11 protein-coding genes are annotated in these 18,920 nt (G+C 29.3%); 10 read left to right on the forward strand and 1 reads right to left on the reverse strand.

Features of this window, described 5'->3' with window-relative positions; genetic code table 11:
- The 3 genes from AC2A4K_RS03440 to AC2A4K_RS03450 all read left to right on the forward strand — a co-directional run bounded on the left by AC2A4K_RS03440 (position 1) and on the right by AC2A4K_RS03450 (position 5,755).
- Positions 1 to 3,522, forward strand: a complete 3,522-nt coding sequence (locus tag AC2A4K_RS03440) for a sialidase domain-containing protein (RefSeq protein WP_322504368.1) — start codon at positions 1 to 3, stop codon at positions 3,520 to 3,522.
- A 630-nt stretch (positions 3,523 to 4,152) separates the two neighbouring features.
- Positions 4,153 to 4,971 carry a cohesin domain-containing protein gene (locus tag AC2A4K_RS03445; protein WP_416173358.1) on the forward strand — a complete coding sequence of 273 codons (819 nt, stop codon included), beginning with the start codon at positions 4,153 to 4,155 and terminating at the stop codon, positions 4,969 to 4,971.
- Between the two features lie 142 nt (positions 4,972 to 5,113).
- Positions 5,114 to 5,755 (forward strand): TasA family protein, encoded by a 642-nt coding sequence (locus tag AC2A4K_RS03450; protein ID WP_322504367.1) that lies wholly within the window; start codon positions 5,114 to 5,116, stop codon positions 5,753 to 5,755.
- Between the two features lie 119 nt (positions 5,756 to 5,874).
- Here the strand turns inward: AC2A4K_RS03450 and AC2A4K_RS03455 are convergent, their stop codons facing one another.
- The gene (locus tag AC2A4K_RS03455; RefSeq protein WP_322504366.1) at positions 5,875 to 8,526 is read right to left on the reverse strand and encodes a heavy metal translocating P-type ATPase; all 2,652 of its coding nucleotides are present in this window, start codon (positions 8,524 to 8,526) and stop codon (positions 5,875 to 5,877) included.
- Positions 8,527 to 8,868: 342 nt separating this feature from the next.
- Here AC2A4K_RS03455 and AC2A4K_RS03460 point away from each other — a divergent pair, with 342 nt between their 5' ends.
- The 7 genes from AC2A4K_RS03460 to treP all read left to right on the forward strand — a co-directional run bounded on the left by AC2A4K_RS03460 (position 8,869) and on the right by treP (position 18,848).
- Positions 8,869 to 9,525, forward strand: coding sequence for an FMN-dependent NADH-azoreductase (locus AC2A4K_RS03460; protein ID WP_322504365.1), 657 nt, complete (start codon positions 8,869 to 8,871; stop codon positions 9,523 to 9,525).
- A gap of 199 nt (positions 9,526 to 9,724) precedes the next feature.
- Positions 9,725 to 11,356: a glycoside hydrolase family 13 protein gene (locus tag AC2A4K_RS03465; RefSeq protein WP_322504364.1), complete on the forward strand. Its 1,632-nt coding sequence runs from the start codon at positions 9,725 to 9,727 to the stop codon at positions 11,354 to 11,356.
- Positions 11,357 to 12,482: 1,126 nt separating this feature from the next.
- The gene (locus tag AC2A4K_RS03470; protein WP_322504363.1) at positions 12,483 to 13,619 is read left to right on the forward strand and encodes an ABC transporter ATP-binding protein; all 1,137 of its coding nucleotides are present in this window, start codon (positions 12,483 to 12,485) and stop codon (positions 13,617 to 13,619) included.
- Positions 13,612 to 15,165 carry an ABC transporter permease/substrate-binding protein gene (locus AC2A4K_RS03475; protein ID WP_322504362.1) on the forward strand — a complete coding sequence of 518 codons (1,554 nt, stop codon included), beginning with the start codon at positions 13,612 to 13,614 and terminating at the stop codon, positions 15,163 to 15,165. Before AC2A4K_RS03470 ends, AC2A4K_RS03475 begins: the two co-directional genes overlap by 8 nt.
- 316 nt (positions 15,166 to 15,481) lie before the next feature.
- Complete coding sequence (locus tag AC2A4K_RS03480) at positions 15,482 to 16,057, forward strand: sigma-70 family RNA polymerase sigma factor (protein WP_322504361.1); 576 nt, start codon at positions 15,482 to 15,484, stop codon at positions 16,055 to 16,057.
- Positions 16,050 to 17,129, forward strand: a complete 1,080-nt coding sequence (locus tag AC2A4K_RS03485) for a DUF4179 domain-containing protein (protein ID WP_322504360.1) — start codon at positions 16,050 to 16,052, stop codon at positions 17,127 to 17,129. Before AC2A4K_RS03480 ends, AC2A4K_RS03485 begins: the two co-directional genes overlap by 8 nt.
- Positions 17,130 to 17,426: 297 nt before the next feature.
- Positions 17,427 to 18,848, forward strand: coding sequence for a PTS system trehalose-specific EIIBC component (treP, locus tag AC2A4K_RS03490; RefSeq protein ID WP_322504359.1), 1,422 nt, complete (start codon positions 17,427 to 17,429; stop codon positions 18,846 to 18,848).
- The last annotated feature ends 72 nt before the right edge of the window (positions 18,849 to 18,920 follow it).

The following is an 18,920-nucleotide window of genomic DNA, read 5'->3' on the forward strand; positions in this document are numbered from 1 at the left end:
ATGAAAAGTAGAAAAATAATAGCGGCACTTATTGCTGGTCTAGTTATTTCTAACATAGGAGGATATGTAGTAAAGGCAAATCCAACTTTAAGTGATAATGATGTGGTTATAGAAGATAGGCAAGCTGTTGTTGAAACAGCTATTCCACAATCAGAGATGACTGCTAGTGCAACTTCTCAAGAAGGACAAGATCCGGCTTCAAGTGCTATTGATGGAAATCTAAATACTATGTGGCATACAAAATGGAATGGCAGTGACGCACTTCCTCAAAGTTTAACAGTGGATTTAGGAGGAGCTAGAAAAGTTAGTTCTATAGCTGTTACACCAAGAACTAGTCAAAGTAATGGAATTATAACTAAGTATGAAATCCATTCTGTAAATAATGGAGTTGAAACTTTAGTTGCAGAAGGAAGCTGGGAAGAAAATAATTTAGTTAAAACTGTAACTTTTGATAGCCCTGTTGATGCAGAGAAAATAAAAATAACTGCACTTCAAGGAGTAGGTGGATTTGCTTCAATAGCAGAGTTAAATGTTTATGAAACTCAGGGAGAAGTTAGTGATCTTGCTAACTATGGAAACTTGAAGATAACTAAGGAGGAAGAAAGATTAAATATAACTAGTGATTTAGAAAAATTTTCTTCTTTAGAAGAAGGAACTATAGTAACTAGATTTAATATGGATGATACTTCAATTCAGAGTTTAATTGGTTTAAGTGATGGAAATAAAGCAAATAACTATTTTTCACTTTATGTAAGTGGAGGAAAAGTAGGTTATGAGCTTAGAAGACAAGAAGGAAATGGAGATTTTAATATACATCATAGTACAGATGCTACTTTTAATAAGGGAGTAAATACTTTAGCTTTAAAAATAGAAAGCGGTGTAGGAGCTAAGATATTTTTAAATGGTTCTCTAGTTAAAAGTGTATCAGATCCAAATATTAAATTTTTAAATGCAATAAACCTTAATAGTGGATTTATTGGAAAAACTGATAGAGTAAATGGGTCTAATGAGTATTTATTTAGAGGAGATATAGATTTTATGGATATTTATGCTGAACCTATAAGTGATAATTACTTATTAAGAAAAACAGGAGAAACTAAAACACCAGCCGAGGATAGTTTATTACCAGATGATGTTTATAAGACAGAACCAATAGATTTATTCTATCCTGGATATTTAGGATCAAGAGGATATAGAATTCCAGCTTTAGAAACTACTAAGGAGGGAACTATTTTAGCATCTATAGATGTTAGAAATAATGGAGATCATGATGCTCCACATAATAATATAGATGTTGGAATAAGAAGAAAAGAGTTAAATGGAGATTGGGAAGAGGCTCAAGTAATAGTAAATTACCCGGGCCAATCAGCAGCTATAGATACTTCTCTTATGTCAGCTATGATTGAAGAGGATGGAGTTGAAAAAGAGAGATTATTCCTTATAGTTACCCATTTCCCAGAAGGATATGGATTCCCTAATACAGGTGGCGGAAGTGGATATAAAGAAATTGATGGAAAGTATTATTTTATATTAAAGGATGCTCAAAATAACGAATACACAGTTAGAGAAGAAGGTATTGTTTATGATGCAGAGGGTAATCCAACTGATTATGTAATGGAAAATGATAAAACTCTTCTTCAAAATGGAACAGAGATTGGAAATGCTTTATTAAGTAATGCTCCACTTAAGGCTATTGGAACAGCATATATTCATATGACTTATAGTGATGATGATGGTAAGACATGGAGTGAAGTTGAGGACTTAAATCCAGGACTTAAGAAAGAGTGGATGAAATTCTTTGGAACTGCACCAGGAAAGGGTATCCAAATAAAAAATGGAGAGCATAAAGGAAGATTAGTATTCCCTATATACTATACTAATCAAAATAACTTCCAATCAAGTGCTGTGATTTATAGTGATGACTTCGGAAAGAATTGGCAGTTAGGAGAGTCACCAATAGATACAGATTCAGTAAGTTCTGAAACAGTTTCTTCAGGAACTCAGTTAACAGAGTGCCAAGTAGTTGAAATGCCAAATGGACAACTTAAATTATTTATGAGAAATACAGGTTCATATACAAGGATTGCTACTAGCTTTGATGGAGGAGCAACATGGCATGATGAAGTTCCAGAGGATACTTCTTTAAGAGAACCATATTGTCAGTTAAGTGTTATAAATTATAGTGGAAAAATAAATGGTAAAGATGTAATTATATTCTCAAATCCAGATGCAAGTGGAAGAACAAATGGAAGTGTTAAAGTTGGCTTAATAAATGAAAATGGAACTTATGAAAATGGTGAACCAAGATATGAGTTCGATTGGATTTATAATAAAACTGTTAAACCAGGTTCATTCTCTTATTCTTGTTTAACAGAGTTACCAGATGGAAATTTAGGGTTATTCTATGAAGGTGAAGGCGCAAGCAGAATGGCATATACCGAGTTTGATTTTAATTATCTTCAGTTTAATGCCTCAGAAGATGCGCCAGCAGCTACTGTTAAATCAATTGAAAGCTTAGATGAAGATTTAGTTTATAATACTGGAGATAAAATTTCAGTTAAGGCAAATTTAAACCAAGTAGCAAGTATTATTGGAGATAGAACTTTAACTTTAGATATCGGCGGAATAGATGTTTCATTAAATATGGTTAATTATGAAGGCAAAGATTCAATTATATTTGAGGGAACTATACCAGAGGGAATTGCTCCGGGAAGCTATGAAATAAAGGTTAAAGCAAATGAAGCTATGGAATTATCTACTGTTTATGATAAAATTTCAACTTTAAATGCATTAGATAATACTGGGCTTACAGTTCAAGTTGGAGAGGTTAAGACAACTGTCGGTAATTCAATTTTAGAAGTAGATAGTGAAGTTCAAGTAGGAACAGCCTTTAATGTTACTTTAGGAGTAGAGGATTTATCAGAGGATAAGGAGACATATTCAGCAGAGTATATATTTGAATATAATCCAGAAATATTTACTTTAAATGAAGTGACCTCAGCTAGTGATACTTTATTTGTTAATAGTAAAGAAGTTGAGCCTGGTAAGGTTAGAATATTAGTTTCTTCTTTAGGAAATGAGATAGGAAAAACATCAGAATTAGTTAAGGTTAATTTAACTCCAAAGGCTTCTTCAGAAGTTGAAGTGTTAGGAATAACAACTGCCTTAATTGGAGATGGTGATGGAAGTACTCATGAATTAGAACTTGTTAATAAAGAGGTTAAAGTTAATGAAAAGACTTCTGGAGAAATAATAGTGAATCCTGTTCAAAACTTTGATATACCAGAAGTAAATAAAAAGGATGTTAAGTTAACATGGACAGCTCCAATAACAATTGAGGGATTAGAAGGATATGTAATCTATAAAGATGGAAAGAAAATAAAAGAACTTTCAGCTGATGTTACAGAGTTTGTAGCGACTGAATTAAGTAGACATACTATTTATAACTTTAAAGTAGCAGCAAAATATTCTAATGGAGAATTATCTACTAAAGAATCTAAAACAATAAGAACTCTAAGATAGAGTAAAACAAAGTTTTATTATATAAAACTTTGTTTTAGATTAATACTGATTCAGGTTAATTCTTTAGAGTGTTAATGTTATTTTAAAATTCTATTTGAAAATCAACAATAATTAAAAATAGAATTTAAACTAAAAATTATTTAATAAATGGCTTTAAGAGATTAAGTAAATCTTTTAAAGCCATTTTTTGATTTCTATCAAACAGAAAAAGCTTTTTAAGGCTAGTATTCTTACTTAGATAAAATGAGACTTAATTCAGAGATAGCTTAATGCGAACTCTGAATTTAAGTCGAATTTATCTAGAGCGTAGAAACCTCTGGATGACAGTTTTAATAAGCTGGAATCTTAGAATTATTAGCTATAGGAAATGTAATACTAACGGCTTATTAAGATGGTCTTACAGTTTTATTTTAAAAAATCAACACTAGTTTAAAATAGAGATTTTAATGAAGATAATAAAGAGATTTTATAATTTTTAGAATTAAAGTATCTTAAAATGTTGAAAAAAAAGGGTGAAAAGTATTTTTTTATGAATTAAAGAGTATATTTTACATATTTTTAGTCATATTAATAGTCTTTGAAACGTATACATAATAATGAGGTTAATTATTAAATTTAGGGGGAGAGTTGATGAAAAGTAAAAAAATAATAGCAGCACTTGTAGCTGGTTTAGTTATTTCTAGTACTGGAGGGTACTTAGTAAAGGCAAATCCAGCTTCAAGTGATAATGATGTAATAATGCAAAGTGAAGAGGTTAAAATAACTATAGGTAATTCATCTTTAGGCGTATCTAGTGAAGTTGAGGTGGGAACTGCTTTTGATGTTTCTTTAGGAGTAGAAGATTTAGCAGAGGATAAGGATGCATATTCAGCAGAATATATGTTTGAATATAATCCAGAAATATTTACTTTAAATGAAGTGACTTTAGCTAGTGATACTTTATTTGTTAATAGTAAAGAGGTTGAGCCTGGCAAGGTTAGAATATTAGTGGCTTCTTTAGGAAATGAAATAGAAAAAACATCAAATTTAGTTAAGGTTAATTTAACTCCAAAGGTTTCTTCAGAAGTTGAGGTATTAGAAATAACAACTGCTTTAATTGGAACTGGGGATGGAAGTACCCATGAATTAGAACTTGTTAATAAAGAAGTTACGGTTAAGGAACAGGGTTCAGGAGTTATAGTTGTAAATCCAGTTAGAAACTTCGATATTACAGATATAAATAAAAAGGATGTTAAGTTGATATGGGATGCACCAGAAACTATAGAAGGATTAGAAGGATATGTAATCTATAAAGATGGAAAGAAAATAAAGGAACTTCCAGCTGATACTACTGAGTTCGTAGCATCAAAATTAAATAGAAATACTATTTATAACTTTAAAATAGCTGCTAAATATTCTAATGGAGAGTTATCAACTGAAGAATCTAAAAATATTAGAACAGCTAGATAATGAATAAATTTATAACTTGATGTAAATAAATAGAAAAATAGTAATATTATGTGATGGTAGTGAATATAAATATTTATGTAGTCGATTAAATTAAGTATATATATTATGTATATAAAAATGAAATGTTTGGGGGAGAATTTTTATGAAGAAAAAAGTAATTGGAATGTTATTAGCAGGTACATTAATGGTAGGAGCAGTTGGATCATACGCTTGGTTCACAGATCAAGCTAAAGTAAATGGAGACATAAAACTTACTATGGGTACATTAGATGTTAAAGTTATTGATTCTGAAAGAGGATGGACAGTTGAAGATGAAACTTCAGAAATATTAAACAAAGATAATAGAAATTCATTTAAAAATGTTAGACCAGGAGATACTTTTGCAAGAGATTTCTTAGTTCAAAACGTTGGAACTTTAAAGCAAAATGTAACAGTTGAAATAAATCCAGAGTTATTAAACCTTGAATTAAAAGATGGAATAACTTTTGATGATGTATTTAATGTAAGCTTCTCAACTGAGTTATCACCACTAGCATTAGAAAATGATGGAAAAGTAACATTTGAATTAGATTCAGTTGAAACTGCTGTTGAAAATGAAATCGGTGGATATACTGATGCTAAGAAAGTTGTTGTTAACTTAGAAGTAGATCCAGAAGCTATGGGTAATGAGTTTAATGCTTTAGGAAATGTTTATAAAGAAGTTATAAACTTAAATAACATAAAAGATGCTGATGGAAACAAAATTCCATTATTAGTTGTAGATGCTCAACAAGTTAATAAATAATAATAAATTAAAATAAAAAAAAACAGAGTCTTTTGACTCTGTTTTTTTATTGTGATTAAGGTTTAAGGGATTTTAAAGTTTATAATTAGATTTTTAAAATAAATAATATTTTAAAAATATTATTTATAATTTGGTTTAAATCTTTTTAATCTTAAAGCGTTTAGTAATACAGATACTGAACTAAAGCTCATAGCAAGAGCACCTATCATTGGGTTAAGTAATGGACCACCAAATATATGAAGTATTCCCATAGCTACTGGGATACCTAAGGTATTGTATCCAAATGCCCAGAATAAGTTTTCTCTTATATTTTTCATTGTTTGTCTGCTTAATTGAATAGCTCCAACAACATGTAGAATATCACCTTTCATTAGAACTATGTCAGCAGATTCCATTGCTATATCTGTTCCAGAGCCTATTGCCATTCCTATGTCAGCAATAGCTAGGGCAGGGGCATCGTTTATACCATCTCCAACCATGGCAACTTTTTTGCCTTCATTTTGAAGTTCTTTAACTTTTTCAGCTTTTTCTTGAGGAAGAACCTCTGCTATAACTCTATCTACACCAACTTCTTTTGCAATAGCCTTAGCAGTTTTCAAGTTATCTCCTGTTAACATAACAACTTCAAGTCCCATTTTTTGAAGAGTTTCTATAGCTTTTTTACTTGTTTCCTTTACTGTATCAGCAACGGCAATTATTCCAGCTATCTTTCCATTTAGGGCAATGAACATTGGAGTTTTACCTTTTGAAGCTAATTCTTCAGAAATTTTTAATAGACTTCCAAGAGCTATATTTTTTTCATTCATAAGCTTTTGATTACCTAGTAAAACTAAATTATCATCAATAGAGCATTCAATTCCCTTACCTGGTATTGCTTCAAAGTTTGAAACAGTTTTTAAAGTAAGATGTTTTTCTTCAGCATCTTTAACGATAGCTTCCCCAAGAGGGTGTTCAGAACCTTTTTCAGCTGAGGCAGCTATTATAAGAAGTTCTTCTTTTGAAAAATCTTCACATATAATATCTGTAACCTTAGGTTTTCCCTGAGTTATTGTTCCTGTTTTATCAAATACTACAGTATTTAAGTTTTGAGTAGTTTCTAAAGCTTCACCACTCTTAATAAGAATTCCATTTTCAGCTCCTTTACCTGTACCAACCATAATAGCTGTTGGAGTAGCCAATCCTAAAGCACATGGACAAGCTATTACTAAGACAGATATAAATATTGTAAGAGCGAAGATTTTACTTTCACCAGAGAAATACCAAGCTAAACTTGAAATAACAGCTAAGGTAATTACTACAGGCACAAAATAACCTGAAATTGTATCAGCTAATTTAGCAATAGGAGCTTTAGAACCTTGAGCATCTTCAACTAACTTAACTATTTGAGAGATTACAGTATCTTTACCTACTTTTGTAGCTTTATAAACAATTCTTCCGTTTTTATTGATACTAGCACCAAACACAGTGTCTCCAACATTTTTTTCTGCTGGAATACTTTCACCAGTTAGCATACTTTCATCAATTGATGTATATCCTTCAACAACCTCACCATCTACAGGAAGTTTTTCACCAGGTTTAACAAGAATTAAGTCACCAACTTGAACATCATCAATAGAAACAACTTTTTCTTTTCCATCAACAAGAATAGTAGCAGTTTTAGGAGCTAATCCCATTAATTTTTTAATTGCTTCAGATGTTTTTCCTTTAGTTAAAGTTTCTAAATATTTACCTAAGCTTATTAAAGTAAGTATTGTTCCTGCTGATTCAAAATATAATTGCATTGCATAATTACTATCTCCCATATAGATATGGTATATAGCAAATATTCCATAAGCATATGCGGCACCAGCACCTATAGCAATTAAGGAATCCATGTTTGGACTTCTCATAAATAAGTTTTTAAATCCATGAATGAAGAAATCTCTACATATGAATATAACTATAGTTGTAAGAACAAACTGAATAAGTGCGAAATTTAATGGGTTATACATTGGATCTATTATATGAGGTAAGTGAAGACCAAACATATGTCCCATTGAAATTATAAATAGTGGAATAGTAAACACTGCTGACCATATAAGTCTATTTTTCATTTTTTTAGTTTCTTTTTCCTTAGTTTTTTGATGTTCATCTTCTTGTGAAGCATCTAAAAGTTTATATCCTAGTTTTTCGACCTTAGCTTTTATGTCGTTTATAGAAACTTTGTCTTTATCAAAGTTTATGTTTAGGGTAGAGTTTGCAAAGTTGACATTTGATTTTTCTACACCATCCATTTTACTTGTTACTTTTTCAATTCTAGCTGCACAGGCAGAGCAGGTCATACCTTCAACTTTAAATGAAGCTGATTGATTATTGCCTTTTAATTCAAAGCCTAATTTTTTTACTTTATCTTTAATTTCATTTATTGAAACTTCATCTTTGTTGTATTCTAATTGAAGATTTTCACTAGCTAAATTAACTGATGCATTAGAAATTCCAGGTAGTTTATTTAATGTTTTCTCAATTTTTGCTGCACATGAAGCGCAATGCATACCTGATACCTTAAAAGTTTCTTTTTTAGTATTTTGAACTATTGAAAAACCAAGTTTATTGATTTTTTCTTCTATTTCTTTAAATGTTATTAGGTTTTCATCAAATTCTAAGTTTAATTTTTCTGTTGCAAAATTAACATTAGCTTTTGATATGCCATTGACTTTTCCTAGAACTTTTTCGATTCTAGCAGCACAAGCGGCACAACTCATGCCTTTTATTTTTAATGATTTATTTATCATAAAATAATTAGCTGTTAAATTTCTTCTATAAATTTAACATTAATAAGAAGAAATAACAGTTTGCCTCCTTTAATTAAATTAACCACCCCCAGGGGGTGGGGTATAATACTAATATACTCCTTGAATTTTTTTTTGTCAACAATGAAGTAATAATTTTTATCAATTAAATTTTAGAAGAATTTAATCGAGTTTTTTAGGAACTATATTTTTAGTTTATCTAAGATATAAAAAATTATTTAAAGAGCAAAGACTAAATTTTTTTGATATAGATACTAATAAAAAGTAAGAAAAATCACAAGATAAGATAAGAAGTTACTTTAGAAAATTAAATGAGGTGAGCATATGAAAAAGTTACTTTATATTACAGTGAATTCAAAACCAGAAAAGTTTTCATCAAGCAAAACAATTGGAAGAGCTTTTGTAAGTAGGTTTTTAGAACTAAATCCTGAATTCGAGGTTGAAGAAGTAGATTTATATAAAGACTTTATACCTAGATTAGAGGATAAACATTTTTCAGGAAGAAGTTGTGTAGTTGATGGTGAAAAACCTGATTTAGATGAACAAACTAAAAAAGAAGTTAAGAGAATAATTGAATTAAGCGAACAATTTAAGAGTGCAGATTTATATGTAATTGCAGCACCATTATGGACATTATCTTTCCCAGCACCTTTAAAAGAGTACATAGATTGTATTGTGCAAAATAAGATAACAATAAAAATTTCTCAAGATGAAGTAAAAGGATTATTAGATGATAAGCAGAGAGAAATGGTTTATATACAATCTTCAGGTGGAGAGATACCTTGGTTTGCTAAGGGTGGATTAAATATAGGACTAAACTATGTTGAAGATATAATGAAATTCTTGGGGATAAAGAAATTTCATCAGCTTTTAGTTGACGGCACAGGCTCTAGTATAGAACAAAAGTTTAAGGCTGAAGATAAAGCTGTTGAAAAGATCGATGATGTAGTAAAGAGTATATATTTTAGTAACAAAGGTTAATCATATAATTTAAAAGTATTTGGCTATGTTTTAAAGAAGTAAATCAAAGCATAGCCTAATTTATTTAATAAAAGGCTTAGATATAGAAATGAGATTTATAAATTGTTTCATAAATTACTTGTTGACAGAAAAACCTTTACATTATATTATGGAGATAACATATACGTACAAGTTTGGAGTTGCATAGGAGGAGAAGAGAATGGAGAAAAAATGGTGGCATAGCTCAGTGGTATATCAAATATATCCTAGAAGCTTTAATGATAGTAATAATGACGGAATTGGTGATATAAATGGAATAAGAGAAAAGCTTGATTATTTAAAAGAGTTAGGAATTGATGTTATTTGGTTAAGTCCGGTATATAAATCACCTAATGATGACAATGGATATGATATAAGTGATTATTGTGACATAATGGATGAGTTTGGTACTATGGAAGATATGGACAACCTTCTTAAGGGGGCTAAAGAAAGAGGAATAAAAATTCTTATGGATTTAGTAGTAAACCATACATCTGATGAGCATAAATGGTTTATTGAGGCTAAAAAGTCAAAGGATAATGAGTATAGAGATTATTATGTTTGGCGAGATCCAGTTAATGGTAAGGAACCAAATGAATTAGGTTCAACCTTTGGGGGAAGTGCTTGGGAATATGATGAAGCATCAGGACAATATTATTTACACTTATTTAGTAAGAAACAACCAGATTTAAACTGGGAAAATGAAAAAGTGCGTAAAGAGGTTTGGGATTTAATCAATTTCTGGATAGAAAAAGGAATTGGTGGATTCAGAATGGATGTAATTGATCTCATCGGAAAGGTTCCAGATGAAATGATAAAGGAAAATGGCCCAAAACTTCATGAATATTTAAGAGAAATGAATGAAAAATCTTTTGGGAAACATGATTTGTTAACAGTTGGGGAAACTTGGGGAGCAACTCCAGAGGTTGCTAAGCTTTATTCAAATCCTAAGAGAAATGAATTAAGCATGGTATTTCAATTTGAACATATAAGTTTAGATAAAATTCCTGGAAAGAGAAAGTGGGATTTAAAACCTCTAGATTTAAGAGATTTAAAGAGAGTTTTATCTAAGTGGCAAACTGAGCTAGATGGAGATGGATGGAACAGCTTATTCTGGAATAACCATGACTTACCAAGAATAGTTTCAAGATGGGGAAATGATAAAGAATATAGAGTTGAAAGTGCAAAAATGCTTGCAACACTTCTCCATGGAATGAAAGGAACTCCTTATATATATCAAGGTGAAGAGCTTGGTATGACTAATATAAGGTTTGAATCTATAGACATGTATGATGATATAGAAATTCATAATATGTATAAAGAAAGAATAGCTCAAGGATATAAACATGAAGATATTATGGAATCTATTTATGCTAAAGGAAGAGATAATGCTCGTACACCAATGCAATGGGATGATTCAGAATTTGGTGGTTTTTCAACTGTAGAACCTTGGATTGGAGTAAACTCAAACTATAAAACTATAAATGCCAAAGAAGCATTAGAAAATAAAGATTCAATTTTCTATCACTATAAGAAGCTTATTGACATAAGAAAAAATAGTGAAACCATAATTTATGGTGATTATGAATTATTAAATCCTGAGGATGAAAATGTATTTGCTTACACAAGGGAACTAAATGGAGAAAAAATACTAGTTGTATGTAATTTTAAAGAAAATCCAGCAGAGTTTTCTTTAGAAGAAGAGTTAGAAAAAGATCCAGAGATTTTACTAAGTAATTACAATGATTCAGGGATGGACTTAGGAAGATTAAGTTTAAGACCTTATGAATCTATAATGTACAAAGTTAAATAGATTAGTATATAAAATAAGTAGGTCTGTATTTAGAGTGAATTTTAAATACAGGCTTTTATTTTAAGATTAAAGGTATAATTACTAAGCTTTTTAGGTTTAGTTTAGGATAAATGATGGATTGAAATATAATGTTATATAAGAAAAGAGAATGGATGTTTGCAATTGTTTGTGTTATATGTTATAATATGAATTCAGCTTGTGGGTTTAAAAAGCTGATTGGAAAATATAAAAAATTTATATTTAATAATTAAATAAAGTTTAGAGTTTGTTCTCAGGTTTAAAAAGGTATAGAAGAGAGAGAAAATATACAAATTAAATTACAAGTCGGTAAATTGTAATTCACTTCAAAAGAGAAGATTTTTCACTTCAATAGGTTATAGATATTATTTTATACTAATGTTTTAATAAAAGTTATAAAAACATGATAAATGGTATGAAAATAATATAACACCTAAAATATTCTTATAAATCCAGTAAATGATTTTAAAATATAGTATTAATTTAGGATAGTTCTAATTATATAGGATTATTTAGTGAACATTTATAGACCATTTATTAAAATAATAAAGTGCTAGTTAGAGATTATTTATAATAATATTTGATTAGTTTAGTTTTGATTGATAAAAATAGAATATATTCATGCTAGTTGTTAACTCAAGAGAGAAACTAGATGATTTTTAATGCTTAAATTTAGGCCTGAAATAAACAATAAATAAAATAAAGAAATATGATTTATAAAAATAATAAATTAGATATTTAAAGGAGGATTAATTTGTTAATATATAAAATTTGTAATGAATTTAGTAAAAATAAAAAAAATAAAAGAAAAACAAGTAAAGATGTGAAGAAGATTTTAAAAGATGTTAAAAATAAATAGTTTTATTATGTAGAGCACTGTTTTATATAATAGTGTTTTTTTATTATTTAAATTATATATTTAATAGTTTTTAAATGAGGAAATATAACTATTAATGTGAAAGAAGATGACATTCAGTGTGTAGTAAATTTTAGATAACAAGTTTAAGGTTAGATGTATTGAGATTTGCATTTAACTTTATATCATGTTACAATGAACTGGCAACTTGATATAAAAATAAAAGTTGGCAGTAGAAAAGGGGGTTTTTTAATGATAGAAGTAAGAAATGTATCTAAACAAATTGGGGATAGAAAGATACTAGATAATATTTCTCTAACTATTGATAAAGGAAGTTTAGTTGTTTTAATAGGTTCTAGTGGATGTGGTAAGACCACTACTTTAAAGCTTATTAATAAGTTAATAACACCTACTTCAGGTGAAATATTTATAAATGGAAAACCTTTGTCTAAAGAAGATCCAATTGAGTTAAGAAGAAAAGTTGGATATGTAATTCAGAATAATGGTTTATTTCCACATCTAACTATTAAGGAAAATATAGAACTTATTCCAAGACTTAAGAAGGATAAGGAAATTGAGAAAATAGAACAGACAACTATAGATCTTTTGAATATGGTTGGATTAGATCCAGAAATTTATTTAAACAAATATCCATCAGAACTTAGTGGAGGACAGCAACAGAGGGTAGGATTTGCCAGAGCCTTTGCAACAGATGCAGAGATAATTTTAATGGACGAGCCATTTAGTGCTTTAGATCCAATAACTCGTACTTCACTTCAAGAAGAGCTTTTTACAATTCAAGAGGAATTAAAGAAAACAATTATTTTCGTTACTCATGATATGGATGAAGCTTTAAAGATAGCTGATAAGATATGCATAATGAATGGAGGAAGAATAGCTCAATATGACACTCCAGAAAATATTCTTAGAAATCCAGCAAATGATTTTGTTAGAGATTTCATAGGATCAGATAGAGTTTGGAATAACCCAGATTTTATAAAAGCTAGGGATATAATGATAAAAAATCCTGTTTCTGTTAAAGGTGCAAGAACCATATTACAAGGAATTGAAATAATGAGAAGTAATAAGGTAGATAGTTTATTAATTGTAGATAAAGAAAATATCCTTAAGGGTATTGTTACCTTTAAGGATATAAAGACTACAAATGAAAAATCTAGAGCACTTTCAGAAATTATGAGTGAAAATCCACTTAGAGTTAATGAAGAGGATAGTTTAGTGGATATTTTAACTATAATGAATGAAAATTCAGTAGGGTTCATACCAGTTGTTAATGCAGAGGAGAAACTGGTAGGACTTATAACAAGAAGTAGTTTACTTTCAATATTAAGTGATCAGTTCTTGGATATGGAGGTGAATATATTTGAATAATTTATTACAATATATAGTTTCACAAAAAACTCAGATATTAGATTTATTAGTTCAACATATATATTTAACACTTGCAGCTATAGGAATAGCTATAGTTATAGGAATACCTTTAGGGATTATTGTTTCTAGGGTTAAGTTTTTAAGAAAGCCGATTATTGGATTTGTTAATTTAGTACAAGCCGTTCCTTCAATGGCTTTATTAGGATTACTTATTCCAATACTAGGAATAGGAAGTACACCAGCGATTTTTATGGTAGTAGTTTATTCATTACTTCCAATTGTTAAAAATACTTACACGGGAATTGCAAGTATAGATCCTGTGGTATTAGAATCAGCTAAAGGAATTGGACTTACTAAGAATCAGAGCTTATTTAAGATACAATTACCATTAGCATTACCAATAATAATGTCTGGTATAAGAATATCAGCAGTTACTGCTGTAGGTCTTATGACTTTAGCGGCCTTCATTGGTGCTGGTGGACTTGGATACTTAGTATTCTCAGGAGTTCAAACAGTAAATAATAATATGATTTTAGCAGGAGCTATACCAGCTTGTATTTTAGCTTTAATAGTTGATTTTATTTTTGGAAAAATAGAGGTAGCTGTTACACCAAAAGGATTAAATAATCAGGATAAAAAGAAAAATACCTTTGTTCTTAAAATCATAGGAGTGATAATGGCAATAGCTATTTTGTTTATGGGAGTTTCTTCATTCTTATCAAGTAAGAAAAATAAAATAGTTATTGGTTCAAAAAACTTTACAGAGCAGCTTATTTTAGGAAATATGTATGCAGATTTAGTTGAGGATAAGACAGATTTAGAGGTAGAAAGAAAGTTAAATCTAGGGGGAACATCTGTTGCTTTTGGAGCTCTTGAAAAAGGGGACATAGATATGTATGTTGACTATACTGGTACATTACTTGTCAATGTTATGAAAGAAAAAAATATTGATAATAGTGTAGATTATTATGAAGATATAAAGAAAAACATGGATAGTGAACATGGATTAACATTATTAGATCCAGTAGGATTTAACAATACCTATAATTTGGCTATATCAAAAGAGTTATCTGATAAGTATGGAATAAATACCATATCAGATTTAGCTAAGCATAGTAGTGATTTAATACTATCACCAACTATGGAGTTCCAAAATAGAGAAGATGGTTTAGTTGGATTACAAAAGCATTATGGAATGAATTTTAAAAATGTTAAATCTTTAGATGGAAGTCTTAGATATTCAGCTTTAACAAGTGGAGAGTCACAGGTTATCGATGCTTTCTCTACAGATGGACTTCTTAAAAAGTTTGACTTAAAAACTTTAGAGGATGATAAGAATTTCTTTGTTAACTATAGTGCTGTACCTATAGTTAATAATAAAACTTTAGAAAAATATCCAGAGTTAAAGGATGTATTGAATTCTTTAAATGGAAAAATAGATGAACAGACTATGATTGATTTAAACTATCAGGTAGATGTTTTAGGAAAGTCACCAGAAGAGGTTGCTAAAACTTTCTTAATTCAAGAAGGTTTAATAAAAGAATAAAATAAAAATTATAAAAAGCATATTAAGATTATATAATCTTAATATGCTTTTTTATTTATCTAATTTATAATTAGTATAGTTTTGTAATAAATACCTTTTAATTTAGTTATGCCTTAGGTGAATGTTGATTTTTAGTTAGCACCTCAGACCTAACTTGAGGAGAATTATATAAAGGCCGTTTAGTTAGTAGTATTTTAAAATCAATTAAAATATTTATTTGAAACAAAAATTTAGAAACTTTTTGAAACTTTCTGACCACTTAAAAAGACTAATGTATGTAAGCATCGATGTTAAAGCTTTGGTTAGGAGGAGAAAGATGGGAAAAACTATGAGTATATCATATCTAGATATAGATATAAAAAATGAATTAAGTGAAATTAAATTAATAAAAGAATCAATTAAAGGAAATAAGGAGTCTTTTGGAATTCTTATAAAAAATAATAAGGAATATTTGTATAAAATGGCTTTTTTATATGTTAAGGAGGAACAAGATGCTCTTGAGGTTATACACGAAACAGTGTATAGAGCGTTTTTAAATATTGAAAAATTAAAAAAGGCAAAATTCTTTAATACATGGATAACAAGAATTCTAATAAATGTATCAATTGATTTTCTAAAGAAAAAAGGAAAAAGTGAGATATTAGATAAAAGTACACCCATAATAAAAGAAAAATCTGAAGTATCAACAGAAGAAAAATTAGATTTATATAATGCAATAGATTTGTTAAATGATAATTATAAGACAGTAATAATTATGATGTACTTTAATGATATGAAAATAAAAGATATTGCAAAGGTTATGGAAATTCCAGAAAACACAGTTAAAACTTATTTGAGAAGAGCAAAACAAGCTTTAGGTGAGGTTTTAAAGGAGGGCTATTTGAATGAATAAAAAAGGTTTAGATAAGATAAATTTACCAGATAATTTAGATAATATTATAGATGATGCAATAAGTATGGCTGAGGAAGATAAAAAGAAAAATAGGAAAGGTAAAGGATATAAAAAAGTATTTAAAAATATTGCGGCAGGGATTGCTATAGTTACTATACTAGGGCTTGGTACAACTACTTTAACTTATGGAATACCAGAAATTAAGAATGCTTTTGAAAAAATACAAAATGAAATGTTGAATAAAGGTGATTACTCTAAATATGCAACAGAGGTTAATCAAACTGTTTATGATAATGGAGTTGGTATAACTTTATCAGAAATTCTTTGTGATGGACAGAATTTATATGTAACTTATATTGTTGAAAGTGAGGAACCTTTTAAATATATAAATTATGATTATGACCCAGTGAAAGACTATGATTTAACAAAGGAACAAGCTGAAGAAATAGTAAATACTCAAATGTTAGATGAATCATATTCTAAAGTTAGTTTTACACAAAAAAAATTAGATAATAGTGGAATTGCAGGACTAGAAGGAAAATATATAAATGAGCATACTTTTGTAGGCGTTGAAAAATATGATTTAACTACTTTGAATATGGAAATTCCTGTTAAATTTGATTTTGAAATAAATTATAAAAGACTAATAGTATCTTCATGGAACAGTGAAAGAGAAAAAGATCAAGAATTTAAAGGAAGTTGGAATTTTAAAGTGCCAGTTAAAGTTGATAAATCACTTACTAAAGAGATTAATGTTGATGATATAAATAAAGAGGGAATAGGAGTAAGTAAAGTTTATGAAACTCCATTTGAAATAAAAATTTTAACAAATCATCCTAAAGATACGGAGGTATTAAACTATATTGTTGAGGTATATGATAATAATGGAGATAGACTTAAGCTAGAATCACAAAAGTGGGAAGATGAGTATTCAATTGTAACATTATTTAAAGATGATAAGAAAATTAATACAATAAAAGTAGTATTTTATGATGAGTCTTTAAAAGCTATCGATGATGAAAATTTAGAAAAACATATAAGCTATTCTAAGGAAATAAATTTAAGAAATTAATTTTAAAATATATTTCAGTAACTAAATATAATTAATTAGTGGATAATATATTTAGTTTTAAAAGAAAGTACAATAGATAAGAGTAATATAATTTTAAAGAGATAAGCTGTGGTATAGATGTGTTACTATAGCTTATTTTTATTTCTTTAGGATAATTTAATAAAGTTAGTACTGAATGAAATAAAGTTCTAAGGAAAAACTTTTGAAAACGATAAATGAAAAGGTTGACATGACTTATACGTATATGTTAGTATAAATACATAAGATATACGTACAAGTTAAATGGAGGGGAAAAAGATGAGTAAGTTTGAAAAAGATGCAAAGTTACTAACCGAGTACATAGGTGGAAAAGAAAACGTAGCTTCAGTAACTCACTGTGCTACAAGAATGAGATTCGTTTTAAATGATACAAGCAAAGCAGATGTAGATAAGATAAAAGCCATTCCTTGTGTAAAAGGGACATTTACACAAGCGGGACAGTTTCAAGTAATTATTGGACCTGAAGTTTCAACTTTCTATAATGATTTTGTTGGACAAACAGGGATAGAAGGACAAAGTAAGGATGAAGTTAAGAAAGCTGCTAAGAAGAACATGAATATAGTTCAAAGAGCAGTGGCAGGACTAGCAGAAATATTTGCTCCATTAATACCAGCTATCATAGTTGGAGGTCTTATATTAGGATTCCGTAACGTAATTGGAGATATGAAACTATTTGAAGATGGAACAAAAAGCTTAATTGAAATATCTCAGTTCTGGGCAGGAACTCATAGTTTCTTATGGTTAATAGGTGAGGCTATATTCCACTTCTTACCTGTAGGGGTTGTTTGGTCTATTGCTAAGAAAATGGGTGCAGACCAAATGTTAGGAATAGTTATTGGTATAACATTAGTATCACCACAATTATTAAATGCATATAGCGCAGGTAGTGGGGCAGTAGCTCCAGTTTGGGACTTTGGATTCGCTCAGGTTCCAATGATAGGATATCAAGCACAAGTTTTACCAGCAATCATGGTTGGATTCACTTTTGTTTACTTAGAAAGATTCTTTAAGAAAATTACACCAGGTCCTATACAAATGATAATAGTACCATTCTTTTCAGTAATACCAACAGTATTATTAGCACACACTGTTTTAGGACCAATAGGTTGGAAAATAGGAAGTGTAATATCAGGAGTTATAGTAGCAGGTTTAACATCATCATTTGGATGGTTATTTGCAGGAATCTTTGGTATGATCTATGCACCATTAGTTATAACAGGATTACATCATACTTTATTACCAGTTGACTTACAACTTATAAGTGATATAGGTGGAACATTCTTATGGCCAATAGTTGCATTATCAAACATAGCTCAAGCATCAGCAGTTCTAGCTATGATATATGTAAATAGAAAAAATGAAGATGAAAAACAAATATCAATACCAGCATGTATTTCAGGATATTTAGGGGTAACTGAACCAGCAATGTTTGGTGTTAACTTAAAATACTTATATCCATTCATAGCATCTATGATTGGTGCAGGTGTAGCAGGTATGTTCTCAATGGCAATGGGATGTATGGCAAACTCAGTAGGAGTTGGTGGATTACCAGCAATCCTATCAATGCAACCATCTAGCATGTTAATGTATCTAATAGCAATGGGAATAGCAATAGTTGTACCATTTGTTTTAACAATAGTGTTCTCAAAGACAAAATTAGCTAACATGGCTTCAAAATAATATGAAAAGGGTGGGGGATGACTCCACCTTTTATGCTATCTAGTTTTTTATTTCTTGATTTAACTATAGTTC

Source organism: Clostridium sp. LIBA-8841, from assembly GCF_057782475.1.

What these genes read in the sequence shown, in the direction of transcription:
- AC2A4K_RS03440 (WP_322504368.1), top strand. Translation starts at nt 1, where the DNA reads ATGAAAAGTAGAAAAATAATAGCGGCACTTATTGCTGGTCTAGTTATT.
- AC2A4K_RS03445 (WP_416173358.1), top strand. Translation starts at nt 4,153, where the DNA reads ATGAAAAGTAAAAAAATAATAGCAGCACTTGTAGCTGGTTTAGTTATT.
- AC2A4K_RS03450 (WP_322504367.1), top strand. Translation starts at nt 5,114, where the DNA reads ATGAAGAAAAAAGTAATTGGAATGTTATTAGCAGGTACATTAATGGTA.
- AC2A4K_RS03455 (WP_322504366.1), bottom strand. Translation starts at nt 8,526, where the DNA reads ATGATAAATAAATCATTAAAAATAAAAGGCATGAGTTGTGCCGCTTGT.
- AC2A4K_RS03460 (WP_322504365.1), top strand. Translation starts at nt 8,869, where the DNA reads ATGAAAAAGTTACTTTATATTACAGTGAATTCAAAACCAGAAAAGTTT.
- AC2A4K_RS03465 (WP_322504364.1), top strand. Translation starts at nt 9,725, where the DNA reads ATGGAGAAAAAATGGTGGCATAGCTCAGTGGTATATCAAATATATCCT.
- AC2A4K_RS03470 (WP_322504363.1), top strand. Translation starts at nt 12,483, where the DNA reads ATGATAGAAGTAAGAAATGTATCTAAACAAATTGGGGATAGAAAGATA.
- AC2A4K_RS03480 (WP_322504361.1), top strand. Translation starts at nt 15,482, where the DNA reads ATGGGAAAAACTATGAGTATATCATATCTAGATATAGATATAAAAAAT.
- AC2A4K_RS03485 (WP_322504360.1), top strand. Translation starts at nt 16,050, where the DNA reads ATGAATAAAAAAGGTTTAGATAAGATAAATTTACCAGATAATTTAGAT.
- treP (WP_322504359.1), top strand. Translation starts at nt 17,427, where the DNA reads ATGAGTAAGTTTGAAAAAGATGCAAAGTTACTAACCGAGTACATAGGT.